The sequence below is a fragment of the Brevibacillus panacihumi genome (genome assembly GCF_003710985.1).
Lineage (GTDB): Bacteria > Bacillota > Bacilli > Brevibacillales > Brevibacillaceae > Brevibacillus > Brevibacillus panacihumi.
In genome coordinates, this window is sequence record NZ_RHHT01000011.1 from 135,338 (window position 1) to 153,764 (window position 18,427).

Here is an 18,427-nt window from a genome sequence, read left to right on the forward strand (position 1 = left end):
GATTTCATACAGGGAAACGGAGGGAAGTTCCATGTACCATTTGGACAAAAATTTGAAAAGAAGCGCAGAAACATTCCCGCAGCAGCCTGCTTATGTGTTTCGTGATGTGACTACCACCTACGCTGAATTGGATCGACAGGTAGACTTGATCGCTTCCGGACTGGCTGAACGAGGGATAGGCAAGGGGGATGCTGTAGCCCTCCTGATGGATAACAGGCCGGAATTCATCCAGGCTTACTATGCAATTTTGCGTGTCGGTGCCGCGGTTGTTCCGATGAATCCGAGTTATACACCCAGAGAAATCGAATTCCTTTTATCCAACAGCAAAGCGAAAGCTGTCATTGCCCTATCAGCATTGGAGCCTGTTTTGAGCCCCATGAAGGAGCGGCTGGATCATGTGGCATTGGCTGTCTACACCGAACCGATATACAACGATCTTTCGCTGAAACAACTGGAGAGCGGATACCGCTATGAACAGCCGGAGAAGGATGAGAACGATCTGGCTGTCATCCTCTACACGTCCGGGACCACTGGACAGCCAAAGGGCGCGATGCTGTCCCATCGCAATATGGCTTCCAATGCGGAGGCGTTGGGGATCCTGTTGGAGCTGGAGGCCAGGGATCGGATGGTTGCGGTCCTGCCCATGTTTCATGTCTTTTGCATGTCGGTTTGCGTAAATGGACCCATTCGGTACGGGTCAACGATCTTGATTGCTCCAAGGTTTCATCCAGCAGAGATTCTAGATCTCATTCGCACCCAAAAGGCAACCTGTTTTGCCGGGGTGCCGACGATGTACAACTACATGCTGCAGCTTCCCACAGCGACAAGAGAAGATATGGCCAGTATTCGTGTCTGCTGTTCCGGCGGGGCATCCATGCCTGTCGAATTGTTGCATAAGTTCGAGGGAAAATTCGGTGTTCAGGTCATGGAAGGATACGGCCTTTCAGAGGCGGCCCCAGCTACGGCATTCAATCCGATTCGAGGAGTCCGCAAGCCGGGTTCTGTCGGTGTCGATATTCCGGGAGTTATCAACAAGGTGGTCGATCCGGAAGGGAATGAACTGCCCCGTGGTCAAGTCGGGGAGCTCGTCGTGTACGGTCCCAATGTGATGATGGGGTATCTCGGTCTGCCGGAAGATACGAAGGCCGTATTGCAGGACGGCTGGCTCTATACCGGTGATCTGGCCCGAATGGACGAAGACGGGTATGTGTATATCGTAGACCGGAAGAAAGACATGATTCTCGTAGATGGCTACAATGTCTATCCGCGCGAGGTAGAGGAGGTACTGTATCAGCATCCTGCCATCATCGAGGCGGCGGTGATCGGAATCCCTGACGAAATGCACGGAGAGGCTGTCAAAGCGTATATAGCATGCAGAGAAGCAGTATCGGAAGAAGAGATTCTCTCTTTTTGCAGCGACAAGCTGGTAAAATACAAGGTGCCGCGGCAGGTGGAAATCGTCAATGAGCTTCCTAAAAACAGTACGGGGAAGATCTTGAGACGGACTTTACGGACATCATAATCAGCAAATAGACTGGAAGGCAACGTTTTCCGTTTGCAGCCCAGTCTATTTTTTTGCTTTCTCTCCATATTGAAGGACCTCGAGTAGTCGGATGTCGACCAGTTATGGTCTCGCTGGTTCATTCAAATAATCGCTTACTCTGCCTAACCAGTCATGTACAAGCTCTGTAAACAAATGTGGTTGCTCGATTTGCAGATTATGACCGGCACAGTCAAGAACAATAAAAGAGGAACGAGGATAGTTATCGATCAGATGCCATGCATCTTTAAACCCTACAGAAGAGTCTTGTCTGCCAACGACAAATAAACTGGGATATGGAAAACAGACTGTATCCAATTCAAAAGAAAATCCGTAGGCTGTTTTTATTTTTTCCAAAAAGGGATAGTCCGCCAATTCACAGCCGGCAAGAATTTCGTTTTTATAGCGGCTCCACGTATTCTCGTTTGCGACCACCGCCATGGCTGTAAAGTCCTCTTGTTCCTGCAGTGTCAGTTTGTCCCATAGGTGTTTGTCCTCCATTAACAAGGTTCTGGGGGGCAAATCACGTTTTTCCTTATCAGGGACGACCATCGGACATAGAAATAGAGCGCCTTTTACTTGGCTTCGGCGTTTTTCAATCACACCTCTTGCCAGATATCCTCCATATGATTCTCCAGCGATTAAAAAAGGTTTTTCGGGAAGGACCTGGTCGATAAAGTGGAGGATAACCTCTAGCATTTCATCCGAATTTGCGATGTGGTGATAGTGTGTTGAAAGTCCCATGCCTGGCAGATCTACATACAGTCTGCGAAATCCGTGAAGATTAGTAAAAACAGGTTCCATGCAGCCTTTCATCATTTGATGATCCAGCGAAAAACCATGCAGCATGACAACAGGAAGTCCAGTACCAATATCTTCATAAAAAACCTGAACACCGTAGGAAAGACAGTGCATATGGGACACCTCGCCATTGAAATAATCACAAATCCTGTGGAGACATTCTAACTCCGATTATAGAACAAATGTTCGTGAAGTCAACCCATTTTTAACCTTTACAAGGCTTTATTTCCTTATACGCCACCCGAAGGATGAGGGGTAATGCAGCGAAACGATACGGGCGAAGACAAGACGAGCGACGTATTTACATTTCCGTAGGGCAGGAGGGAATCGATCAATTGACTGAGATGCTCCATGCCAGTCACGGCCGCTTTGAGCAGGTAACTGACTTCTCCGGTCAGACGGTGGCATTCGATAATATCAGGATTTTCCTGGATGGACTTTTCAAAATCGGAATAAGAATGAATGCGCAGTTGGCTCAATTGAATAAAGACAAGCACGTCCCTGCCGATAGCCTTCGGCGAAACTCTAGCCGAGAAGCCTTCGATGACCCCTTTTTCCTCAAGCCGATTGAGCCGCTCCGAGATGCTTGGGCGACTGAGAGAAAGCTTTTTGGATAAATCGCTGATAGAGATTCGACCTTCAAGTTGAAGTAGCTCCAGCAGGCGGATGTCAGTTTGATCCATCATGAATAAGCCCCGCTTTCTATCTAGGTTATTTGAGTGTGATTGGAACTTTTCAGCCCCATTTCACACGATTCGCGTTGGTTGCAAAGTGAAGGAAAAGAATCGTGTAATGATTCATATTGTAATGAGAAAGGCTCGTATTCTATTCATTTTATCATGTCATTCCCACCTTGTCTTGTTTTATCATGAAAGCGTATACAGAAAAATTGGAACACTCACTCTAATCCTACTTTTTGATAAGGGGTGACTGACATGATGGTTTATTCTGAGAACCACAGGAAATCCTTCGACGAAACCACAATCAGTGGAGACATGTACCAGGTGTTGTCAGAGCAGGGTGAACTGTTTTCATCCCTGGATGGAAAGATCGATGATTCCTTGATGCTTCACATGTACGAAAAGATGCTTTTGGTCCGGCTCTTTGACCGCAAATCCGTAAACCTGCAACGCCAGGGAAGAATGGGTACGTACGCGCCGTTTGAGGGACAGGAAGCTTCCCAGGTAGGCAGCGCTTTGGCGCTCTCGCCAGGGGACTGGATGTTCCCGACCTACCGCGATCATGCAGCGGCTATCGTCCATGGACAGGATTTGTACCGCATCTTCCTGTACTGGATGGGCCATGTTGAAGGTTCGATTTGCCCTGAAGGCAAGCGAATCATGCCGCCATGTGTTCCCATCGCAACGCAAATGGTCCACGCAGTCGGCACCGCATGGGCAAGCAAGCGAAAAGGTGAAAAAACGGCCAGCATCGCCTATTTCGGGGACGGAGCGACCTCGGAAGGCGATTTTCATGAGGCTTTGAACTTTGCAGGTGTCTTCAAAACGCCGACAATCTTCTTTTGCCAGAATAACGGCTACGCAATCAGCGTTCCTTTTGAAAAGCAGTCCGCTTCCAAAACGATTGCCCAGCGCGCCGCAGCATATGATATTCCGGGTATTCGCGTGGACGGAAACGATATTTTTGCAGTCTATTTGACGGTGAAGGAAGCTGTCGAGAGGGGCCTGCGTGGGGAAGGACCAACCTTGATCGAAGCGATCACCTTCCGCTACGGCGCCCACACCACAGCAGATGATCCGAAGAAATACCGCGATCAGGATGCCATTTCCCAGGAGTGGCGGGAAAAACGCGATCCGCTGGCACGCCTGCAAAAGCTGCTGCAAAAAAAGGGCATCTGGAATGAGAAGCTGGAGGAACAATGGCTTGCGCAGATGAACGAGCAAATCGATTTGCATCTGGAAAAGGCAGAACGTTATCCAAAGGCAGATCCGGTTGGCATGTTTGAGCACGTATACGCCGTAATGCCATGGAACATCCGCGAGCAGCAGGAAGAGTGCCGTTCATTCTTCAAGAAGGACGTGAAGATCTCATGAGCAGAAAATTGACAATGATTCAAGCCATTACGGAAGCTATGGATCAGATGCTTGCCCAAGATCCCCGCGTCATGCTTCTGGGGGAAGATATTGGCATCAATGGCGGGGTATTTCGGGCGACAGAGGGCTTGGTGGAAAAGTATGGACCCGAACGAGTAGTGGATACCCCGCTGGCAGAGGCCGGAATCATTGGTTCTGCCATCGGACTGGCAATGAATGGGATGATTCCGGTGGTGGAGATTCAGTTTCTCGCCTTTATCTATCCGGGTTTTGAGCAGATCGTCTCCCATGCAGCGAGGATGCGCTATCGTACACGCGGGCAGTTTGAGGTGCCAATGGTGATTCGCACGCCTTATGGTGCCGGCATACGCGGTCCCGAGCTTCACTCAGAAAGCGTGGAAACCTATTTTGCGCATACCCCGGGACTGAAGGTCGTTGCTCCGAGCAATCCTTATGACGCCAAAGGTCTGTTGATCGCCGCCATGGAAGACCGTGATCCGGTCCTTTTCCTGGAGCCGACCAAGCTGTATCGCGCCTTTAAAGAAGATGTCCCGGAAGAAATATACCGCGTGCCTCTCGGGAAAGCCAAGGTCGTTTCGGAGGGAGACGATGTGACGATTTTTGCTTGGGGCGCCATGCTGCGTGAAGCCATGCATGCAGCCAAAAAAATAGAAGAAGAACAGGGCTGGAAATGTGAAGTCATCGATCTTCGCACGCTTTATCCGCTGGATCGGGATACGATCCTTTCATCTGTGAAAAAAACGGGCCGTGCCATCATTGTTCATGAGGCTCATCGGACAGCCGGCTTGGGTGCAGAGATCGTGTCTTTGATCAACGATGAGGCATTGATCTATCTGAAGGCACCGGTGAAGAGAGTGACCGGCTTTGACATACCTGTACCGCAGTTTTCTGTAGAAGATGCCTACTTGCCCACAGTGGAGCGCGTTCAACGCGGAATTGTGGAAACGCTTTCTTTCTAATTGAACTCAGGGACCAAAAGGAGGGAGTAGCATGGTGGAATTCAAGCTCCCTGATGTAGGCGAAGGCATGCATGAAGGGGAAATTACCAGATGGCTCGTAAAAGAAGGAGACTTCGTCAAGCGGGATCAGCCTGTTGTGGAAGTGCAAACTGACAAAGTAAATGCTGAATTGACGTCACCCGCTACAGGAGTTGTAAGCAAGATGTTCTTCGCGGTCGGGGACACGGTGGAAGTGGGAGCGACCCTCTACGTGATACAACCAGAGGGAGAGGAAGAGAAAAAAGCAGCGGCCGTTCCTCCTCCAGCTCCCAGACATGCACGGGCGCTTGCGACACCGTATGTCCGTCAAATGGCGAGGGAAATGTCGATCGATCTGGAAGATGTGGTCGGTACGGGACCCGCGGGAAGAGTAGTGGAGTCCGATCTGATTCAGTACGCGGAGCGAAAGAAAGCGGGTCCGACTCCAGATAATCGTCCAAAAGTGCCGGAGGCAAAAACAGAGGCGGCATCTGTGAAACCGTTGCTCTTGGGAGAATCAGAAGAGCGAATTCCTTTGAAGGGGATCCGCAAAAAAATAGCCGAACATTTAACCAAATCAGCTACAATCATCCCGCATGTAACCCATGTGGATGAACTGGAAATGGACGCTGTAAAGGAATGGAGAGACCGGATCAAGGAATATGCCGATCGAAAGAATATCAAGCTGACGTTTCTTCCTTTCTTTATCAAAGCGATTGTCATAGCCCTGAAAGAATTCCCAACGCTGAATGCTTCGATCGATGACGAGACGAATGAAATCGTCCTCAAGCATTACTATCACATTGGGATCGCGACAGATACCGAAGATGGACTCATCGTACCCGTCATCAAGCATGCCGATCAAAAAACAATTCTGGAGCTCGCGGCCGAAATCAGCCAACTGGCATCTCTGGCGAGGGAAGGCAAATTGACTCTTGATCAAATCAGCGGCGGCACCTTTACGATCAGCAACGTAGGTCCAATCGGCGGGTTGCAGGCCACACCGATCATCAACCATCCAGAAGTGGCGATTCTGGCTCTGCACAAGATGGAGCCTCGCATGGTTGTTCGGAATTGGGAAGGTGTGATACGTCTGATGATGAACATGTCTTTAAGCTTCGACCATCGCCTGATCGATGGCGTCACTGCCGTCCGTTTTACGAACCGGATCAAGGAATTGCTGGAGAATCCCAATCTATTATTCGCGGAGTTGAGATAGATGGTAGTAGGCGAAGTAGCAGTAGAGACAGATGTGGTCGTAATCGGAGGTGGCCCTGGCGGATATGCCGCTGCGATTCGCCTGGGGCAATTGGGCAAGTCGGTTGTGTTGATCGAAAAGAATCAGTTGGGCGGAGTATGTCTCAACCGGGGATGTATTCCGTCCAAGGCTTTGATTCATACAGCGGAGCAATTTCACGGATTGACTCACTTCAGAAAAATGGGAATCCATCTCCCGGAGAAAGAGGCCACGGTCGACCTCGGAACATGGCAAATGTGGAAAGAAAGTATTGTCTCGCAACTAAACCAGGGGATCGCACATCTATGCAAAGAGAACGGTGTGACAGTGGTGACAGGCCACGCTGCTTTTCTATCGGAGGATCGCATCGGGGTGGAGACCGGCGGTGATTTCGAGACCTATAAGTTCAAGGAAGCCATAATTGCAACGGGATCGAGACCCTTTATCCCGCCTTTTTTAGAGGTGGACGGGGAATACATTCTGGATTCCACCTCTGCTCTTGCATTGGTTCAGATCCCCGAGAGATTGGCGATTATCGGAGGCGGCTATATTGGTGTAGAATTGGGAATGGCCTATGCCAAAATGGGCTCGCAGGTCACGATCATCGAATTGGCAGACCGTATATTGCCGCAGGTGGCTGGCCATCTGGTACGAGAAGTGGAGCGCAAGGCAAAAAAGCTGGGAATCACGATCAAAACCTCTACTCGCGTGGAAAAGGCCAGCATCGAAGAAAGAGAAGTCCATCTTCATCTGTCCTCGGAATTGCAGGTAGGAGAAATCCTTTCTAGCGACAAAGCACTGGTCACCATCGGCAGAGTGCCGAATACACAGGGTATCGGTTTAGATCGAGCAGGCATCACGACAGATGACAAGGGGTATATCGCCGTAGACTGCAAGTGCCGCACACAAGTTCCCCATATCTATGCCATTGGCGATGTGACTCCGGGACCAGCTCTAGCCCATCGCGCTGCCAAGCAAGGGATTGTGGCTGCAGAAGTGATTGGCGGTTTGCCCAGCGCGGTCGATTCCCCGCATGTTCCGTACGTTATTTTTTCTGATCCGCAGATTGCAGGAGTAGGGTACACCCGGGAGGAAGCGCAGCTCCAGGGCCACCAGGTAAAGGTCGGGACGTTCCCATTCCGCGCAAACGGACGTGCGCTGGCGACAAATGAAACAGAAGGGTTTGCCGAAGTGATTGTGGATGCACAGACACATGTTTTGCTAGGGCTGCACGTCGTAGGCGCGGACGCTTCCAATCTCATAGGCGAAGGAGTTCTCGCCCTGGAAATGGCAGCACGTGTGGAGGATATAGCGCTGACCATGCATCCGCACCCCACCTTGACAGAAGGGTGGCTGGAAGCGGCGGAGGCTGCATTGGGACATGCGATTCATATCGTTAATAAAGGAAAAGCAAGCACGACCGACTGAACATACCTCAGCACCCATGGAGGAGTACGAATGTTGCCAAATTTTGAGACACAACGCCTATTCCTTAGGCCTCGTGTCATGGCTGATTTTGATGCTTGCTATGAGATGGATCGAGACCCCGAGGTGACCAAGTATATCCGGGGGCCGTGGCATGATCCAGCTATGCATAGACAATTTCTAACAGAGAGGCTCCAAAATTCCTGGGGGGATGGATTGGGTTATTGGTCAATCTTTGAAAAGGACAAGCCAACTCGGTTCGTCGGCTGGATTCTGTTGATTCCCACCGAGGAGATGGAGCCTCAGATCGAAATCGGTTGGCGGCTAAACCGTCTTGCGTGGGGCAAGGGCTACGCGACCGAGGCCGCCCGCGTGATACTTGAGCACGCCTTTCAAACAGTGAAAGTTGCTCGGATTGTCGCAGATATCGATTCCCGCAATAGACCATCCATGCGGGTAGCGGAGAAAATCGGACTCAAGTATGTTTGCGAAAGGGAACACGACGGTGCAAGCAGCAAGTACTTTGCGCTGACAGCAGAAGAATACTACAAACTATTTCCGTGAAAACGTACTCTTATGTTTGGTGAGCCACAGTCTACAACCCATGCTTTTTCATTTTTTGCAGGACCGCCGTATGGCTGATTCCCAGATAGGCTGCCGTTTGCCGAATGGATGAATGCTTCTTCAATGCACGGCGTAAAAGGGCTTTTTCATAGGAATCCATCTGCTCGCGGAGAAGATGGGAGGACGTCGGGATATGATCGTGATGTTCAAATGTTTCTTGCTGAAGATCAAGAAATAGATGCTCAGCCAAAATCTCGTTGCCAGGGCAAAGGTAGACTGCGCGCTCCAGTACGTTTTGCAGCTCTCGCACGTTTCCCGGCCAATGATGGGCTTGCAACGCACGAATGGCAGAGTGGGACAACAGCATGTTGGGCCGATTGGAGATCCGTGATATTTTTTGCATGAAAAACTGCGCGAGCATCGGGATGTCATGTATCCGTTCTCGGAGCGGCGGAATATGAATGGGGATGACATGCAAACGATAGTACAGGTCTTCGCGAAAAAGTCCCTTGCTCGTCATCTCTGCTAAATTCCGATTGGTGGCTGTGATGATTCGCACATCAATCGGATTCGCTTGGCTCGCGCCCACCCGGCGCACTTTGCGTTCCTCCAAAACCCGCAAAAGCTTTGCTTGCAGATGCAGGGGGAGATCCCCGATTTCATCGAGAAAGAGCGTTCCTCCTTGGGCGATTTCAAATAATCCGCGCTTGCCGCTTTTCAGGGCGCCTGTAAATGCCCCTTGCTCATATCCGAAAAGCTCGCTTTCCAATAAAGTATCCGGAATGGCAGCACAGTTGATCGGAACAAATGGGCCTGCAGCGCGATGGCTTTCAAAATGAATGGCTTTGGCAAACAGCTCTTTTCCAGTACCGCTTTCTCCTTGCAAAAAGACCGTTGCATCACTCTTGGCTACACGTTTTGCCGTCTCGATGCAAGATCTCATGTTCGCACTCTGCTGTATGATATCCTCAAACGTAAACAACTCGCTTTTTTGCACAGAAGAGAGTAGTTCCTGCATTTGTTTTCTGTCCCGAAGCACGATGACGACGCCTTGTTGCTGTCCTTTTTCAGCCGGAATGATAGGGTGATAGCTGCAAACGAAGGTCATCGGGCTTTTTTGAGCTGCCGACAAATGTACTTGAACACTCGGAAGATCAATCGCTTCCTGCATACATCGCCTTATTTCCGATGCAGCCTCGCCCCACAGCTGCTCGATGGAGTTGTGCAACAACTGACCTGGTTCCATTTGCAGCATGATCTGAGCAGCACGGTTAACCGCAGTGACGCGCAGATGTTCGTCCAGCAGCAGAATTCCTTCCGAGACGGTAGTCAGAATCGTATGAATTCGATTTTCACGTTCCTCGGCAGGGAGGCATGGGACTATCTTCGCCTGTTCGACGCCTGCCACCTGTGCAATCATCTCGATCATTGCTGCGATCGCTTCCGCTGGCACCGAAGGAATTTTGACATAAATATAATGAGGCCGAACTTCCATGCCGATGATGTCTATCTGGTTGACGGCTAAGCACGCAATGACTTCATGAGTAATGCCAACTCGATTTACGCCCTTGATCTCTAAAGTAATCCCCCGCAGAGCAATCCCACCTAACCCATGATTCTCCTTGTACCTGTATCTTCATCATAGCAAAGAAAAGCCCGATACGATATGTACCGGGCGCGTAAACTCAGGCCTGGGAGAGGGCCATGTCCAAATCGTCGATTATATCGTCCACATCCTCGATGCCGACCGACAAACGAATCAGTCCATCTGTAATGCCCATTTCAGCTCTTTCCTCCGGGGGGATGACAGAGTGAGTCATCGAAGCAGGATGCTGGATCAGGGAGTCCACATCACCGAGGCTCACGGCTCTTTTGCATAGTTGAACGTGGTTCATCATGCGAATACCCGATTCCATGCCGCCCTTTAACTCGAAGGAAAGAATTCCCCCAAAGCCGTCCATTTGCCTGCAGGCGAGATCGTGCTGGGAAAAATGGCCCAATCCCGGGTAGTACACGGCTGCTACCTTGGGATGGTGATGCAGAAATTCCGCTACTCTCATCCCGTTTTCACAATGGCGCTCCATCCGTACACCCAAGGTTTTCAGTCCGCGGATAAGCAGATAGGCGTCAAAGGGTGCCAGAATACCGCCCATATCTTTTAGCGTAGTCATGCGTATCGTGTCCAAAATAGGTTTGGGGCCAACCGCGATGCCAGCGATGACATCACCGTGTCCGCCAATATACTTCGTGGCGCTGTGTATCACGAGATCGCAGCCATGCTCGATGGGGCGCTGTAAATAAGGCGACATGAAGGTGTTGTCAACGACGACATAAGCGCCTGCTTCTTTGGCAACTTTCGCGACAAGCTGCAAGTCAACCAGCTTCATGGTCGGATTGATCGGCGTCTCCACATAGATGACCCTAGTGGTCGGCCGAAGTTTTGCGCGGATCGCGTCCTCATCCGTCATGTCACATAGCGTATAGTCCACATGAAAACGGTCCTTCATCAAATTCAGCAAGCCATACGTACAGCCGTAAAGACCTTTGGTTCCGAGAATATGATCGCCTGTTTGAATAAGAGCCATGAGGACCGAGGATACCGCTGCCATTCCTGAGGCAAAGGCCAGGCCTGCTTCTGCTTTTTCCAAGGCTGCCATTTTTTCCTCCAATACCTGTACGGTGGGGTTGCCAAGTCTGGAATAGACGTAACCAGCCTCTTCACCAGCAAAGCGCCTGGCTCCTTCTTCGACAGAGGAAAAAACGAAGGTAGAGGTCTGGTAAATGGGGGTAGCCAAGGAGCCGGTTTGTACATCACTCTTCTGGCCAGCGTGAATCGCTGTTGTGGAAAGGCCGTGCTTTTTCTTGGTTTGACGGTTGTTCATTCGGGAATCACCTCGTGAAATGATGTTGTAAGCGCATACATGCACCATGCATGCCAACAGGGAAAAAGCCGCCATCACGAGATGTTTTGCGATATTGCCATCTATTTTGGAAAGAAAATATTCCATATGGAAAGAAAACGTACCAGCGAATTCGATGAGAGTTCTCGTGAAATGTCAGGAAATTATCGAAGGAACCCCATGAGGAAAGGGTATAATGGATGAGCAGTAGTACAAACTTTACCATAAGTCAAAAGAACAAGGTGATCCCATGACAGAAAATAAAGCGATACATGAGGCAGGCTGGAATTTTGACAATAGTTACGCCCGTCTGCCGGAGACTTTTTTTACAAAACAGAACCCTACACCGGTAAGCGAGCCGGAGTTGGTCATTCTCAATGCTTCGCTAGCAGCCTCCTTGGGGTTGAATATCCAGGCTCTGCAAAGCGAGGAGGGCGTAGAAGTATTTGCGGGCAATAAGATACCCGACCAGGCTATGCCCTTGGCTCAAGCGTATGCGGGTCATCAATTCGGGCATTTTACCATGCTGGGGGACGGACGTGCTATTTTGCTGGGCGAACAGATTACACCGAGTGGGCAAAGATTTGACATCCAGCTGAAAGGTTCAGGCAGAACACCGTACTCCCGTCGTGGAGACGGACGGGCGGCACTGGGACCGATGCTTCGGGAATACATCATCAGCGAAGCCATGCATGAGCTGGGGATTCCGACCACCCGCAGCCTTGCCGTAGCGCTGACCGGTGAGTCTATCATTCGTGAGACAGAGCTGCCCGGTGCCATTCTGACCCGTGTGGCCGCCAGCCATTTGCGGGTAGGCACCTTTCAGTACGCGGCCAGATGGGGAACAGCCGAGGAGTTGCGTGCACTTGCGGATTATGCCTTGCATCGGCATTTTCCGGAGCTGGAGGAGGAAGAGAACCGATATCTCAAACTGCTTCAGGAGGTAATCAAACGGCAGGCGATGCTGATTGCCAAGTGGCAGCTCGTCGGCTTTATACACGGGGTGATGAACACCGACAACATGACGATCAGCGGCGAGACCATCGACTACGGTCCGTGTGCCTTCATGGATGTCTATGATCCGGCCACGGTATTCAGTTCCATCGACACGCAGGGCCGTTATGCCTATGGCAATCAGCCGTATATCGGGGTGTGGAATCTCGCCAGATTTGCGGAAACCCTTTTGCCATTGCTTCATGACAACGAAAAGAAAGCAATCGAGCTGGCAGAAAAAGAGCTTTCGAGTTTTTCCGATCTCTATAAGCAGTATTCGCTAGCTGGAATGAGAGCAAAGCTGGGGCTTTTTCACGAGGAAGAACAGGATCAATCCCTTGTAGAAGACCTGCTCAGCATGATGCACAAGTATCAGGCGGATTATACCAATACGTTCCGCGCATTCACACTGGGTAAACCGGAAGATACAGTCATGTATGGAACCACAGAATTTGCCGAATGGCAGAAGAAGTGGCAGGATAGACTTGATCGTCAGGAGGAATCAAGAGCCTCCGCGCAGCAATTGATGCAAAAAAACAATCCCGCGATCATTCCCCGCAACCATCGAGTCGAGGAAGCGCTCGAAGCTGCGGTAAATCAAGGGGACTACCGTGTGATGGAGAGGCTTTTGGACGTGCTGTCCGATCCATTCGCGTATTCTCCGGAACAGGAAGAGTATGCTGCCTTGCCAGCGGATTCGAATTGTGCGTATCGCACCTATTGCGGGACGTAAAAAAACGATGCCTCCTCAGCAGCTCTCTTTGGCAAAATACGAGATATCATTGTAACAAAATCGACGAAAACACATATAAGTGAACGTTGATATGTATATGTGAGGTTTCGTACAATGAACGTATAGAGCCAAAATGAAGAGGGGATAGACGATTGCTGACCATCAATTTGTTGCTGATCGCTTTTTTGATCGTTGCTACTGCTTTCTTCGTAGCTACGGAATTTGCTATTGTAAAGCTCCGTCCAAGTCGTGTCGACCAATTGGTCATGGAAGGACGGAAGAACGCGCTTGCCGTTCAGAAAGTAATCAGTAACCTGGATGGGTATTTGTCCGCGTGTCAACTGGGGATTACACTGACTGCCATCGGATTGGGGGTTTTGGGGAAACCCACGGTTGAAACGATACTTGGCCCCGTTCTGCAGCCGTTTTTGCCTGAACAAGTCGTTGCGATCTTGTCGTTTGTGATCGCCTATTCCATCGTTACCTTTCTGCATGTGGTGGTGGGGGAATTAGCTCCCAAAACCGTAGCGATCCAAAAAGCTGAGGCAGTAAGCATGCTCTGTGCGAAACCGATCATCTGGTTTTACAAGCTCATGTATCCCGCCATCTGGCTGCTCAACGGATCAGCAGCGCTCCTTGTCCGTTCTTTCGGCATGAAGCCGACAAAGGAACATGAGGAAAGCCATTCAGAGGAAGAACTGCGCATTATTTTGGCAGAGAGCTACCAAAGCGGAAAGATCAATCAATCCGAGTATGGATATGTTCGCAACATCTTTGCGTTTGACGAATTGCTGGCGCGCGAAATTATGGTGCCGCGAACAGATATGAGCTGCCTGCACCTGGAATACCCGCTTGAACAAAATTTGCAAATCATAAAAGAAGAGCAATATACTCGCTTTCCCGTTGTCTCGCAGAACAAGGATCAGATCGTCGGGATGATACACACCAAGGAATTTTTCCTCAAGTATGCTGACGAGCCGAATCTGGACATCACCACCCTCATTCGCCCATTTCTCACTGTTTCCGAAGCCATGCCGGTAAAGGATCTGTTGAAGAAAATGCAAAAGCAAGGCACGCATATCGCGATTCTGGTGGATGAGTACGGCGGAACCTCTGGGATGGTAACCATCGAAGATATCTTGGAGGAAATCGTAGGTGAGATCCGGGATGAATTCGATAATGAAGAAAAAGCAGAGATTGAGATCATGGAACAGAAAAACCATGTGATTGTAGACGGAAAAGTCCTGCTCTCCGAGGTGAACGATCTGCTGGATGTTCATATCGACGAAGACAAACTGGATACCATCGGAGGCTGGCTATACAGTCAGAATCCGAACCTCAAGGAAGGGGTCCAGTGGCACTACGAGAAGCTGGTCTTTACGATCCGCAAGAAAGAGAAGCATCGCATCCGAAAAATCGAGATTCGAAAAACGGATCACCATCCGGTTCATCAACCACTGGAAGCGTAAGAGTTTGCATCGATGAAGGCCTACTGTCTGGAAAAAAGAGACAGTAGGCCTCTTTTTTTTCAAATCAAAACAACACCCGCACGACACGGCTGGGGCGACCTCTCTCGTGAATCACGTGCCGGCCGACCTCTACGATATAGCCGCAATGTTCCAGCTTAACGATAATTCGGTTGGCAGTTCGTACGCTGACCCCGAGCTGCTCTGAGAGCTCAACGGAGGTAAAGTTGCGCTTGTTTTTTTGTTTTACTAAACAATCTATTTTAAATATTGTGTTAATACTGAGGCCAGAGGCTTCTGCAATCTGCACCAGATGCATGTCAAAGATCGTGGGGTTGACGTCATTCGTTTCATTTGGCTCGATCGGTCCCAATATTTCGTCTGGGCTGTATACGACATAAGCTCTGTTGCCACCCTCCATTTTCGCTTTATGCATGCCTATGACTGCATTGGCCTTCGCCATTTTGGCTGTATCGCCGTAGCCAATTCCGATACTGAGTACGTGTGCTGTATTTGTGTATACACTCGTCAGTACATCGATTCGTGCGAAATTTTCTGTTGCAAATTCCAGATTGGAGCTATTGCACATCAAGACATATTCGACATTGCTGACGGTGATGAGAGCACCGTCGATCTTTTGCGCGAAGATCGCGATTTTCTCAGCAATTTTGTTAAGCTCCAGCACTTCTTGCAGAACGGTATTATGAAACACGTAAAAGTCGTCACGGGGACTGACAGAGATGCAGACGCAGGCAATGTTGTTTTCATTCAGTTTTTTCAGTTTATGGCTCAGGAGAATGCGGCGAATTTCATAGATGTACGTATCTGTGCTGGGAGCAATCAAGACACAGGGGACCTTTTTTTCGGTCAGGTAGTCGCTGACCTGGCGCATGTTGGTTGTGCAAAACTCACTGAGCCCGCTTTCATAGTTTTTCAGGTGTTCTTCTTTGGCCCGCTGTACGAAATGGCTGGAATTGGTATCGATCTGTACGATTTGCGGGCTTACCTCCTGTGCTGGTATGCCAAGAGATTTATAGGCGTTCATGATGGAGGCATAGTCAAGCGTGTCTACACTGGCTCGTCTGATGTCAACTCCGAAATGGTAGGATGCCCGCAGCAGGCTGTGAATGAAGTTGGAAGTATCGATATCCACATAGCGGACGGTACTATGATGCTCGATTCTGCTCGAGAGAAGCTTATAGGGCTCTTTTCTGGTGTACAGGATTCCATGGCAGATATCGATGATTTTCTTCAATTCGGCGAGGGCCCTGTCTACATCCTCGTCATTATTGAATTCAATCTTGTACACATCAATATTGGTGAACTTGTGTCTCACGATTTCCTCTATTTCTTCTACGGAGGAAGCATGTCCAATGACTGCAAGCTTGAAATTCATCCGAGTTCCCCCTACGGAGTAGTTACTTACATCTTTATATAGGGACAATTTAAAGTCAATATACGGTCACCGGGAAAAGGTTTAGAATCGAGCTAACCTACCATTAGCCGATTATCAAAAGCTGTGGTCCTTCTTCTACAACCTGCAGAAAGCGAGTGTGAGATTATTTGATTTACATTTCAGGAGAACAGGTCAAGGAACTGCTGGATATGCAAACCTGCATTCGGCTAATGAGCGAGACCCTTTCCGCTTTATCTCGGGGAGAGGCCATCCAGGTGCTTCGAACGGCCATGAAGCTGGAAGGCAGGAATGTTCTGGGTGTCATGCCCTCTGCCTTGCTCTCTCAAAACATTGCCGGAACCAAAATCATTACCGTCTTGCCCGAGAATTTATACAAGGGATTGCCTTCCCACCAGGGGGTTGTCGTTGTTTTTGAAGCAGAGACGGGATCCTTGAAAGCGGTTGTGGAGGGAAATGAGATTACGGCCATACGAACGGCCGCTGTTAGTGCGGTAGCGACGGACGCTCTTGCCCGCCAGGACGCGAAGTCGCTGGCCGTGCTGGGGACAGGCGTTCAAGCCAGGATGCACCTGGAGGCGATCAGACTTGTCAGAAATATTGAACAAGTCTATGTGTGGGATCGAAACATGGCTTCCGCACTGAAGTATTCGGTAGAGATGAGCGAAAAATTCGGGATCGCCATCACAGCTTGTCCGACCTCCGAAGAAGCCGTAAAAGATGCCGATATCATCTGCACTGTCACAGCCGCCAAAGAACCGATCCTTTTTGGAAGGCATGTGAAAATGGGGGTACATATCAATGCTGTCGGTGCCTGCACCCCAGATTGCCGGGAGCTTGATACAGAGCTGGTCAAGAACAGCAGATTCTACACAGACCGCATCGAGTCAGCCATCCATGAAGCCGGAGATTTCCTGATCCCGTTTCAAGAAGGGGTGATTGGCAAGGACCACATCCTGGGAGAAATCGGCGAGCTTCTTCTCGGAAAAATCAAAGGGAGGGAAAAGAAAGAAGATATCACAGTGTTTGAAGCACTTGGCCTTGCAGTGGAAGATTTGGCAGCGGCTGATTTCGTCATCAATCGGGCTGCACAAAATCAGTGAACAGCCATGAATCGGTGATCGCAAGGGGGACAAAAACATGATTGAAGAGCTGTACAACTTCGGTTTGACTAAGGAGCAAGAGAGACGGGCAAAGGAGCTTCACTTCGGCAATATCGTGATCGACATGCTGTTTCAAGGACCGATCGGTACCTACTCCCTGGGTGAGGAGATCGAGCGTGAAACAGAGCAGCTGGCTCTCGAAACATATCCGGACAGCATGGTGCAGCGCGTCCAATTTGCCCAAAAACAGATCAAGAGATGGTATGTCGACGGCAAGCTTCAGGACTTGTACAAAGAATGCTGGTATGAAAGCGGACTGACCGCCGGAAACAGACAGCTGAGTGTGGCGAATAAAAACACGCTGTATTCTTCTGCGATCGACCTGCAGGAAGAATTCGACAAGAAACCATGGCTGATCAAGGTGAGAAGCTCAGAAGATATCGAGTACGCCCACCAGCATAATCTCAAGGCAGGCATTGTCACCTGCCAGGAAACAGACGGCTTTGAAAAGGATCTCAACCTTTTGGAGCAGATGTACCATTTTGGACTTCGTGTCGTTCAGCTTACCTACAACAATCACAATCAGATCGGCGCAGGCTGCATGGAGGAAAACAACGCAGGGCTGTCCACATTCGGCAAAACATTCGTAGCAAAGCTCAATGAGCTTGGAATCGTGGTAGACACGGGTCACTGCGGCAAGCAAACAACGCTGGATGCCTGCAAATATTCCACCAAGCCAGTCATCGCCTCTCATACGGGAGCTGAAAATGTCTATTTCCATTCCAGGTCCAAATCTGACGAGGAGATCCTAGCCATCGCAAACACGGGGGGTGTGGTGGGCATTTTTGCAATGCCATGGTTTATCGCTGAGGATCCGGAACATACCACCATCGAACATTTCCTCGATCATATCGACTATGTGGTCAAGCTCGCAGGGGGAGATCATGTGGGAATTGGAACAGACTGGCCGATGCCGCAGACGAAGTGGATGGCAGTCGCGTTCAAGCAGCTGTTTGCGCCAAGCATCGGCTTCAAGCCAGGAGATGGTCCTTCTACCGAATATGTCAAAGGACTGAAAGACTACCGGTCCTTTCTCAATATCACGAGAGGACTCATGGCTAGAGGCTATCAGGATGAAGAAATCATCAAAATCATCGGCGGCAACTGGATGAGAGTCTTCAAAGAAGTATGGAAATAAT

The 18,427-nt window shown here is 49.8% G+C and carries 15 protein-coding genes; 10 read left to right on the forward strand and 5 right to left on the reverse strand.

The window, feature by feature from the left end:
- Positions 1-31: 31 nt before the first annotated feature.
- Positions 32-1,522, forward strand: a complete 1,491-nt coding sequence (locus EDM58_RS07235) for a long-chain-fatty-acid--CoA ligase (RefSeq protein WP_122912735.1) — start codon at positions 32-34, stop codon at positions 1,520-1,522.
- Between the two features lie 102 nt (positions 1,523-1,624).
- Here the strand turns inward: EDM58_RS07235 and EDM58_RS07240 are convergent, their stop codons facing one another.
- Both EDM58_RS07240 and EDM58_RS07245 read right to left on the reverse strand, forming a co-directional pair.
- Positions 1,625-2,455, reverse strand: coding sequence for an alpha/beta fold hydrolase (locus EDM58_RS07240; protein WP_122912736.1), 831 nt, complete (start codon positions 2,453-2,455; stop codon positions 1,625-1,627).
- Between the two features lie 116 nt (positions 2,456-2,571).
- A complete protein-coding gene (locus EDM58_RS07245) occupies positions 2,572-3,024 on the reverse strand; it encodes an Lrp/AsnC family transcriptional regulator (protein WP_122912792.1) in 453 nt (150 codons plus the stop codon).
- A gap of 255 nt (positions 3,025-3,279) precedes the next feature.
- Here EDM58_RS07245 and pdhA point away from each other — a divergent pair, with 255 nt between their 5' ends.
- From pdhA to EDM58_RS07270, 5 genes are read left to right on the forward strand one after another with little or no spacing between them, the layout of a single operon-like run.
- Positions 3,280-4,395, forward strand: coding sequence for a pyruvate dehydrogenase (acetyl-transferring) E1 component subunit alpha (gene pdhA, locus EDM58_RS07250; RefSeq protein WP_122912793.1), 1,116 nt, complete (start codon positions 3,280-3,282; stop codon positions 4,393-4,395).
- The gene (locus EDM58_RS07255) at positions 4,392-5,375 is read left to right on the forward strand and encodes an alpha-ketoacid dehydrogenase subunit beta (protein WP_122912737.1); all 984 of its coding nucleotides are present in this window, start codon (positions 4,392-4,394) and stop codon (positions 5,373-5,375) included. The genes pdhA and EDM58_RS07255 overlap by 4 nt, the downstream gene beginning before the upstream one ends.
- Positions 5,376-5,406: 31 nt before the next feature.
- On the forward strand, positions 5,407-6,612 hold the full coding sequence (locus EDM58_RS07260) for a dihydrolipoamide acetyltransferase family protein (RefSeq protein WP_122912738.1): 1,206 nt from the start codon (positions 5,407-5,409) through the stop codon (positions 6,610-6,612).
- Positions 6,613-8,058 (forward strand): dihydrolipoyl dehydrogenase, encoded by a 1,446-nt coding sequence (gene lpdA / locus EDM58_RS07265; protein ID WP_122912739.1) that lies wholly within the window; start codon positions 6,613-6,615, stop codon positions 8,056-8,058. It abuts the gene before it with no gap.
- A 30-nt stretch (positions 8,059-8,088) separates the two neighbouring features.
- Positions 8,089-8,619, forward strand: coding sequence for a GNAT family N-acetyltransferase (locus tag EDM58_RS07270; RefSeq protein WP_122912740.1), 531 nt, complete (start codon positions 8,089-8,091; stop codon positions 8,617-8,619).
- A 31-nt stretch (positions 8,620-8,650) separates the two neighbouring features.
- Here EDM58_RS07270 and EDM58_RS07275 read toward each other — a convergent pair whose 3' ends face one another.
- Both EDM58_RS07275 and megL read right to left on the reverse strand, forming a co-directional pair.
- Complete coding sequence (locus tag EDM58_RS07275; RefSeq protein ID WP_122912741.1) at positions 8,651-10,114, reverse strand: sigma-54 interaction domain-containing protein; 1,464 nt, start codon at positions 10,112-10,114, stop codon at positions 8,651-8,653.
- Between the two features lie 190 nt (positions 10,115-10,304).
- On the reverse strand, positions 10,305-11,501 hold the full coding sequence (gene megL / locus EDM58_RS07280) for a methionine gamma-lyase (protein WP_122912742.1): 1,197 nt from the start codon (positions 11,499-11,501) through the stop codon (positions 10,305-10,307).
- A gap of 268 nt (positions 11,502-11,769) precedes the next feature.
- On the opposite strand from megL, the gene EDM58_RS07285 reads away from it, so the two are divergent.
- Together EDM58_RS07285 and EDM58_RS07290 are read left to right on the forward strand one after the other, a co-directional pair.
- The gene (locus EDM58_RS07285; RefSeq protein WP_122912743.1) at positions 11,770-13,245 is read left to right on the forward strand and encodes a protein adenylyltransferase SelO; all 1,476 of its coding nucleotides are present in this window, start codon (positions 11,770-11,772) and stop codon (positions 13,243-13,245) included.
- A gap of 152 nt (positions 13,246-13,397) precedes the next feature.
- Positions 13,398-14,714, forward strand: a complete 1,317-nt coding sequence (locus EDM58_RS07290) for a hemolysin family protein (RefSeq protein ID WP_122912744.1) — start codon at positions 13,398-13,400, stop codon at positions 14,712-14,714.
- 64 nt (positions 14,715-14,778) lie between these two features.
- Here the strand turns inward: EDM58_RS07290 and EDM58_RS07295 are convergent, their stop codons facing one another.
- Positions 14,779-16,107 (reverse strand): helix-turn-helix domain-containing protein, encoded by a 1,329-nt coding sequence (locus EDM58_RS07295; RefSeq protein WP_122912745.1) that lies wholly within the window; start codon positions 16,105-16,107, stop codon positions 14,779-14,781.
- 167 nt (positions 16,108-16,274) lie between these two features.
- Here EDM58_RS07295 and EDM58_RS07300 point away from each other — a divergent pair, with 167 nt between their 5' ends.
- Together EDM58_RS07300 and EDM58_RS07305 are read left to right on the forward strand one after the other, a co-directional pair.
- The gene (locus tag EDM58_RS07300) at positions 16,275-17,228 is read left to right on the forward strand and encodes an ornithine cyclodeaminase family protein (RefSeq protein WP_122912746.1); all 954 of its coding nucleotides are present in this window, start codon (positions 16,275-16,277) and stop codon (positions 17,226-17,228) included.
- A 37-nt stretch (positions 17,229-17,265) separates the two neighbouring features.
- Positions 17,266-18,426: a dipeptidase gene (locus EDM58_RS07305; protein WP_122912747.1), complete on the forward strand. Its 1,161-nt coding sequence runs from the start codon at positions 17,266-17,268 to the stop codon at positions 18,424-18,426.
- Position 18,427: the final 1 nt, after the last annotated feature.

What these genes read in the sequence shown, in the direction of transcription:
- EDM58_RS07235 (WP_122912735.1), top strand. Translation starts at nt 32, where the DNA reads ATGTACCATTTGGACAAAAATTTGAAAAGAAGCGCAGAAACATTCCCG.
- EDM58_RS07240 (WP_122912736.1), bottom strand. Translation starts at nt 2,455, where the DNA reads ATGCACTGTCTTTCCTACGGTGTTCAGGTTTTTTATGAAGATATTGGT.
- EDM58_RS07245 (WP_122912792.1), bottom strand. Translation starts at nt 3,024, where the DNA reads ATGGATCAAACTGACATCCGCCTGCTGGAGCTACTTCAACTTGAAGGT.
- pdhA (WP_122912793.1), top strand. Translation starts at nt 3,280, where the DNA reads ATGGTTTATTCTGAGAACCACAGGAAATCCTTCGACGAAACCACAATC.
- EDM58_RS07255 (WP_122912737.1), top strand. Translation starts at nt 4,392, where the DNA reads ATGAGCAGAAAATTGACAATGATTCAAGCCATTACGGAAGCTATGGAT.
- EDM58_RS07260 (WP_122912738.1), top strand. Translation starts at nt 5,407, where the DNA reads ATGGTGGAATTCAAGCTCCCTGATGTAGGCGAAGGCATGCATGAAGGG.
- lpdA (WP_122912739.1), top strand. Translation starts at nt 6,613, where the DNA reads ATGGTAGTAGGCGAAGTAGCAGTAGAGACAGATGTGGTCGTAATCGGA.
- EDM58_RS07270 (WP_122912740.1), top strand. Translation starts at nt 8,089, where the DNA reads ATGTTGCCAAATTTTGAGACACAACGCCTATTCCTTAGGCCTCGTGTC.
- EDM58_RS07275 (WP_122912741.1), bottom strand. Translation starts at nt 10,114, where the DNA reads ATGGAAGTTCGGCCTCATTATATTTATGTCAAAATTCCTTCGGTGCCA.
- megL (WP_122912742.1), bottom strand. Translation starts at nt 11,501, where the DNA reads ATGAACAACCGTCAAACCAAGAAAAAGCACGGCCTTTCCACAACAGCG.
- EDM58_RS07285 (WP_122912743.1), top strand. Translation starts at nt 11,770, where the DNA reads ATGACAGAAAATAAAGCGATACATGAGGCAGGCTGGAATTTTGACAAT.
- EDM58_RS07295 (WP_122912745.1), bottom strand. Translation starts at nt 16,107, where the DNA reads ATGAATTTCAAGCTTGCAGTCATTGGACATGCTTCCTCCGTAGAAGAA.
- EDM58_RS07305 (WP_122912747.1), top strand. Translation starts at nt 17,266, where the DNA reads ATGATTGAAGAGCTGTACAACTTCGGTTTGACTAAGGAGCAAGAGAGA.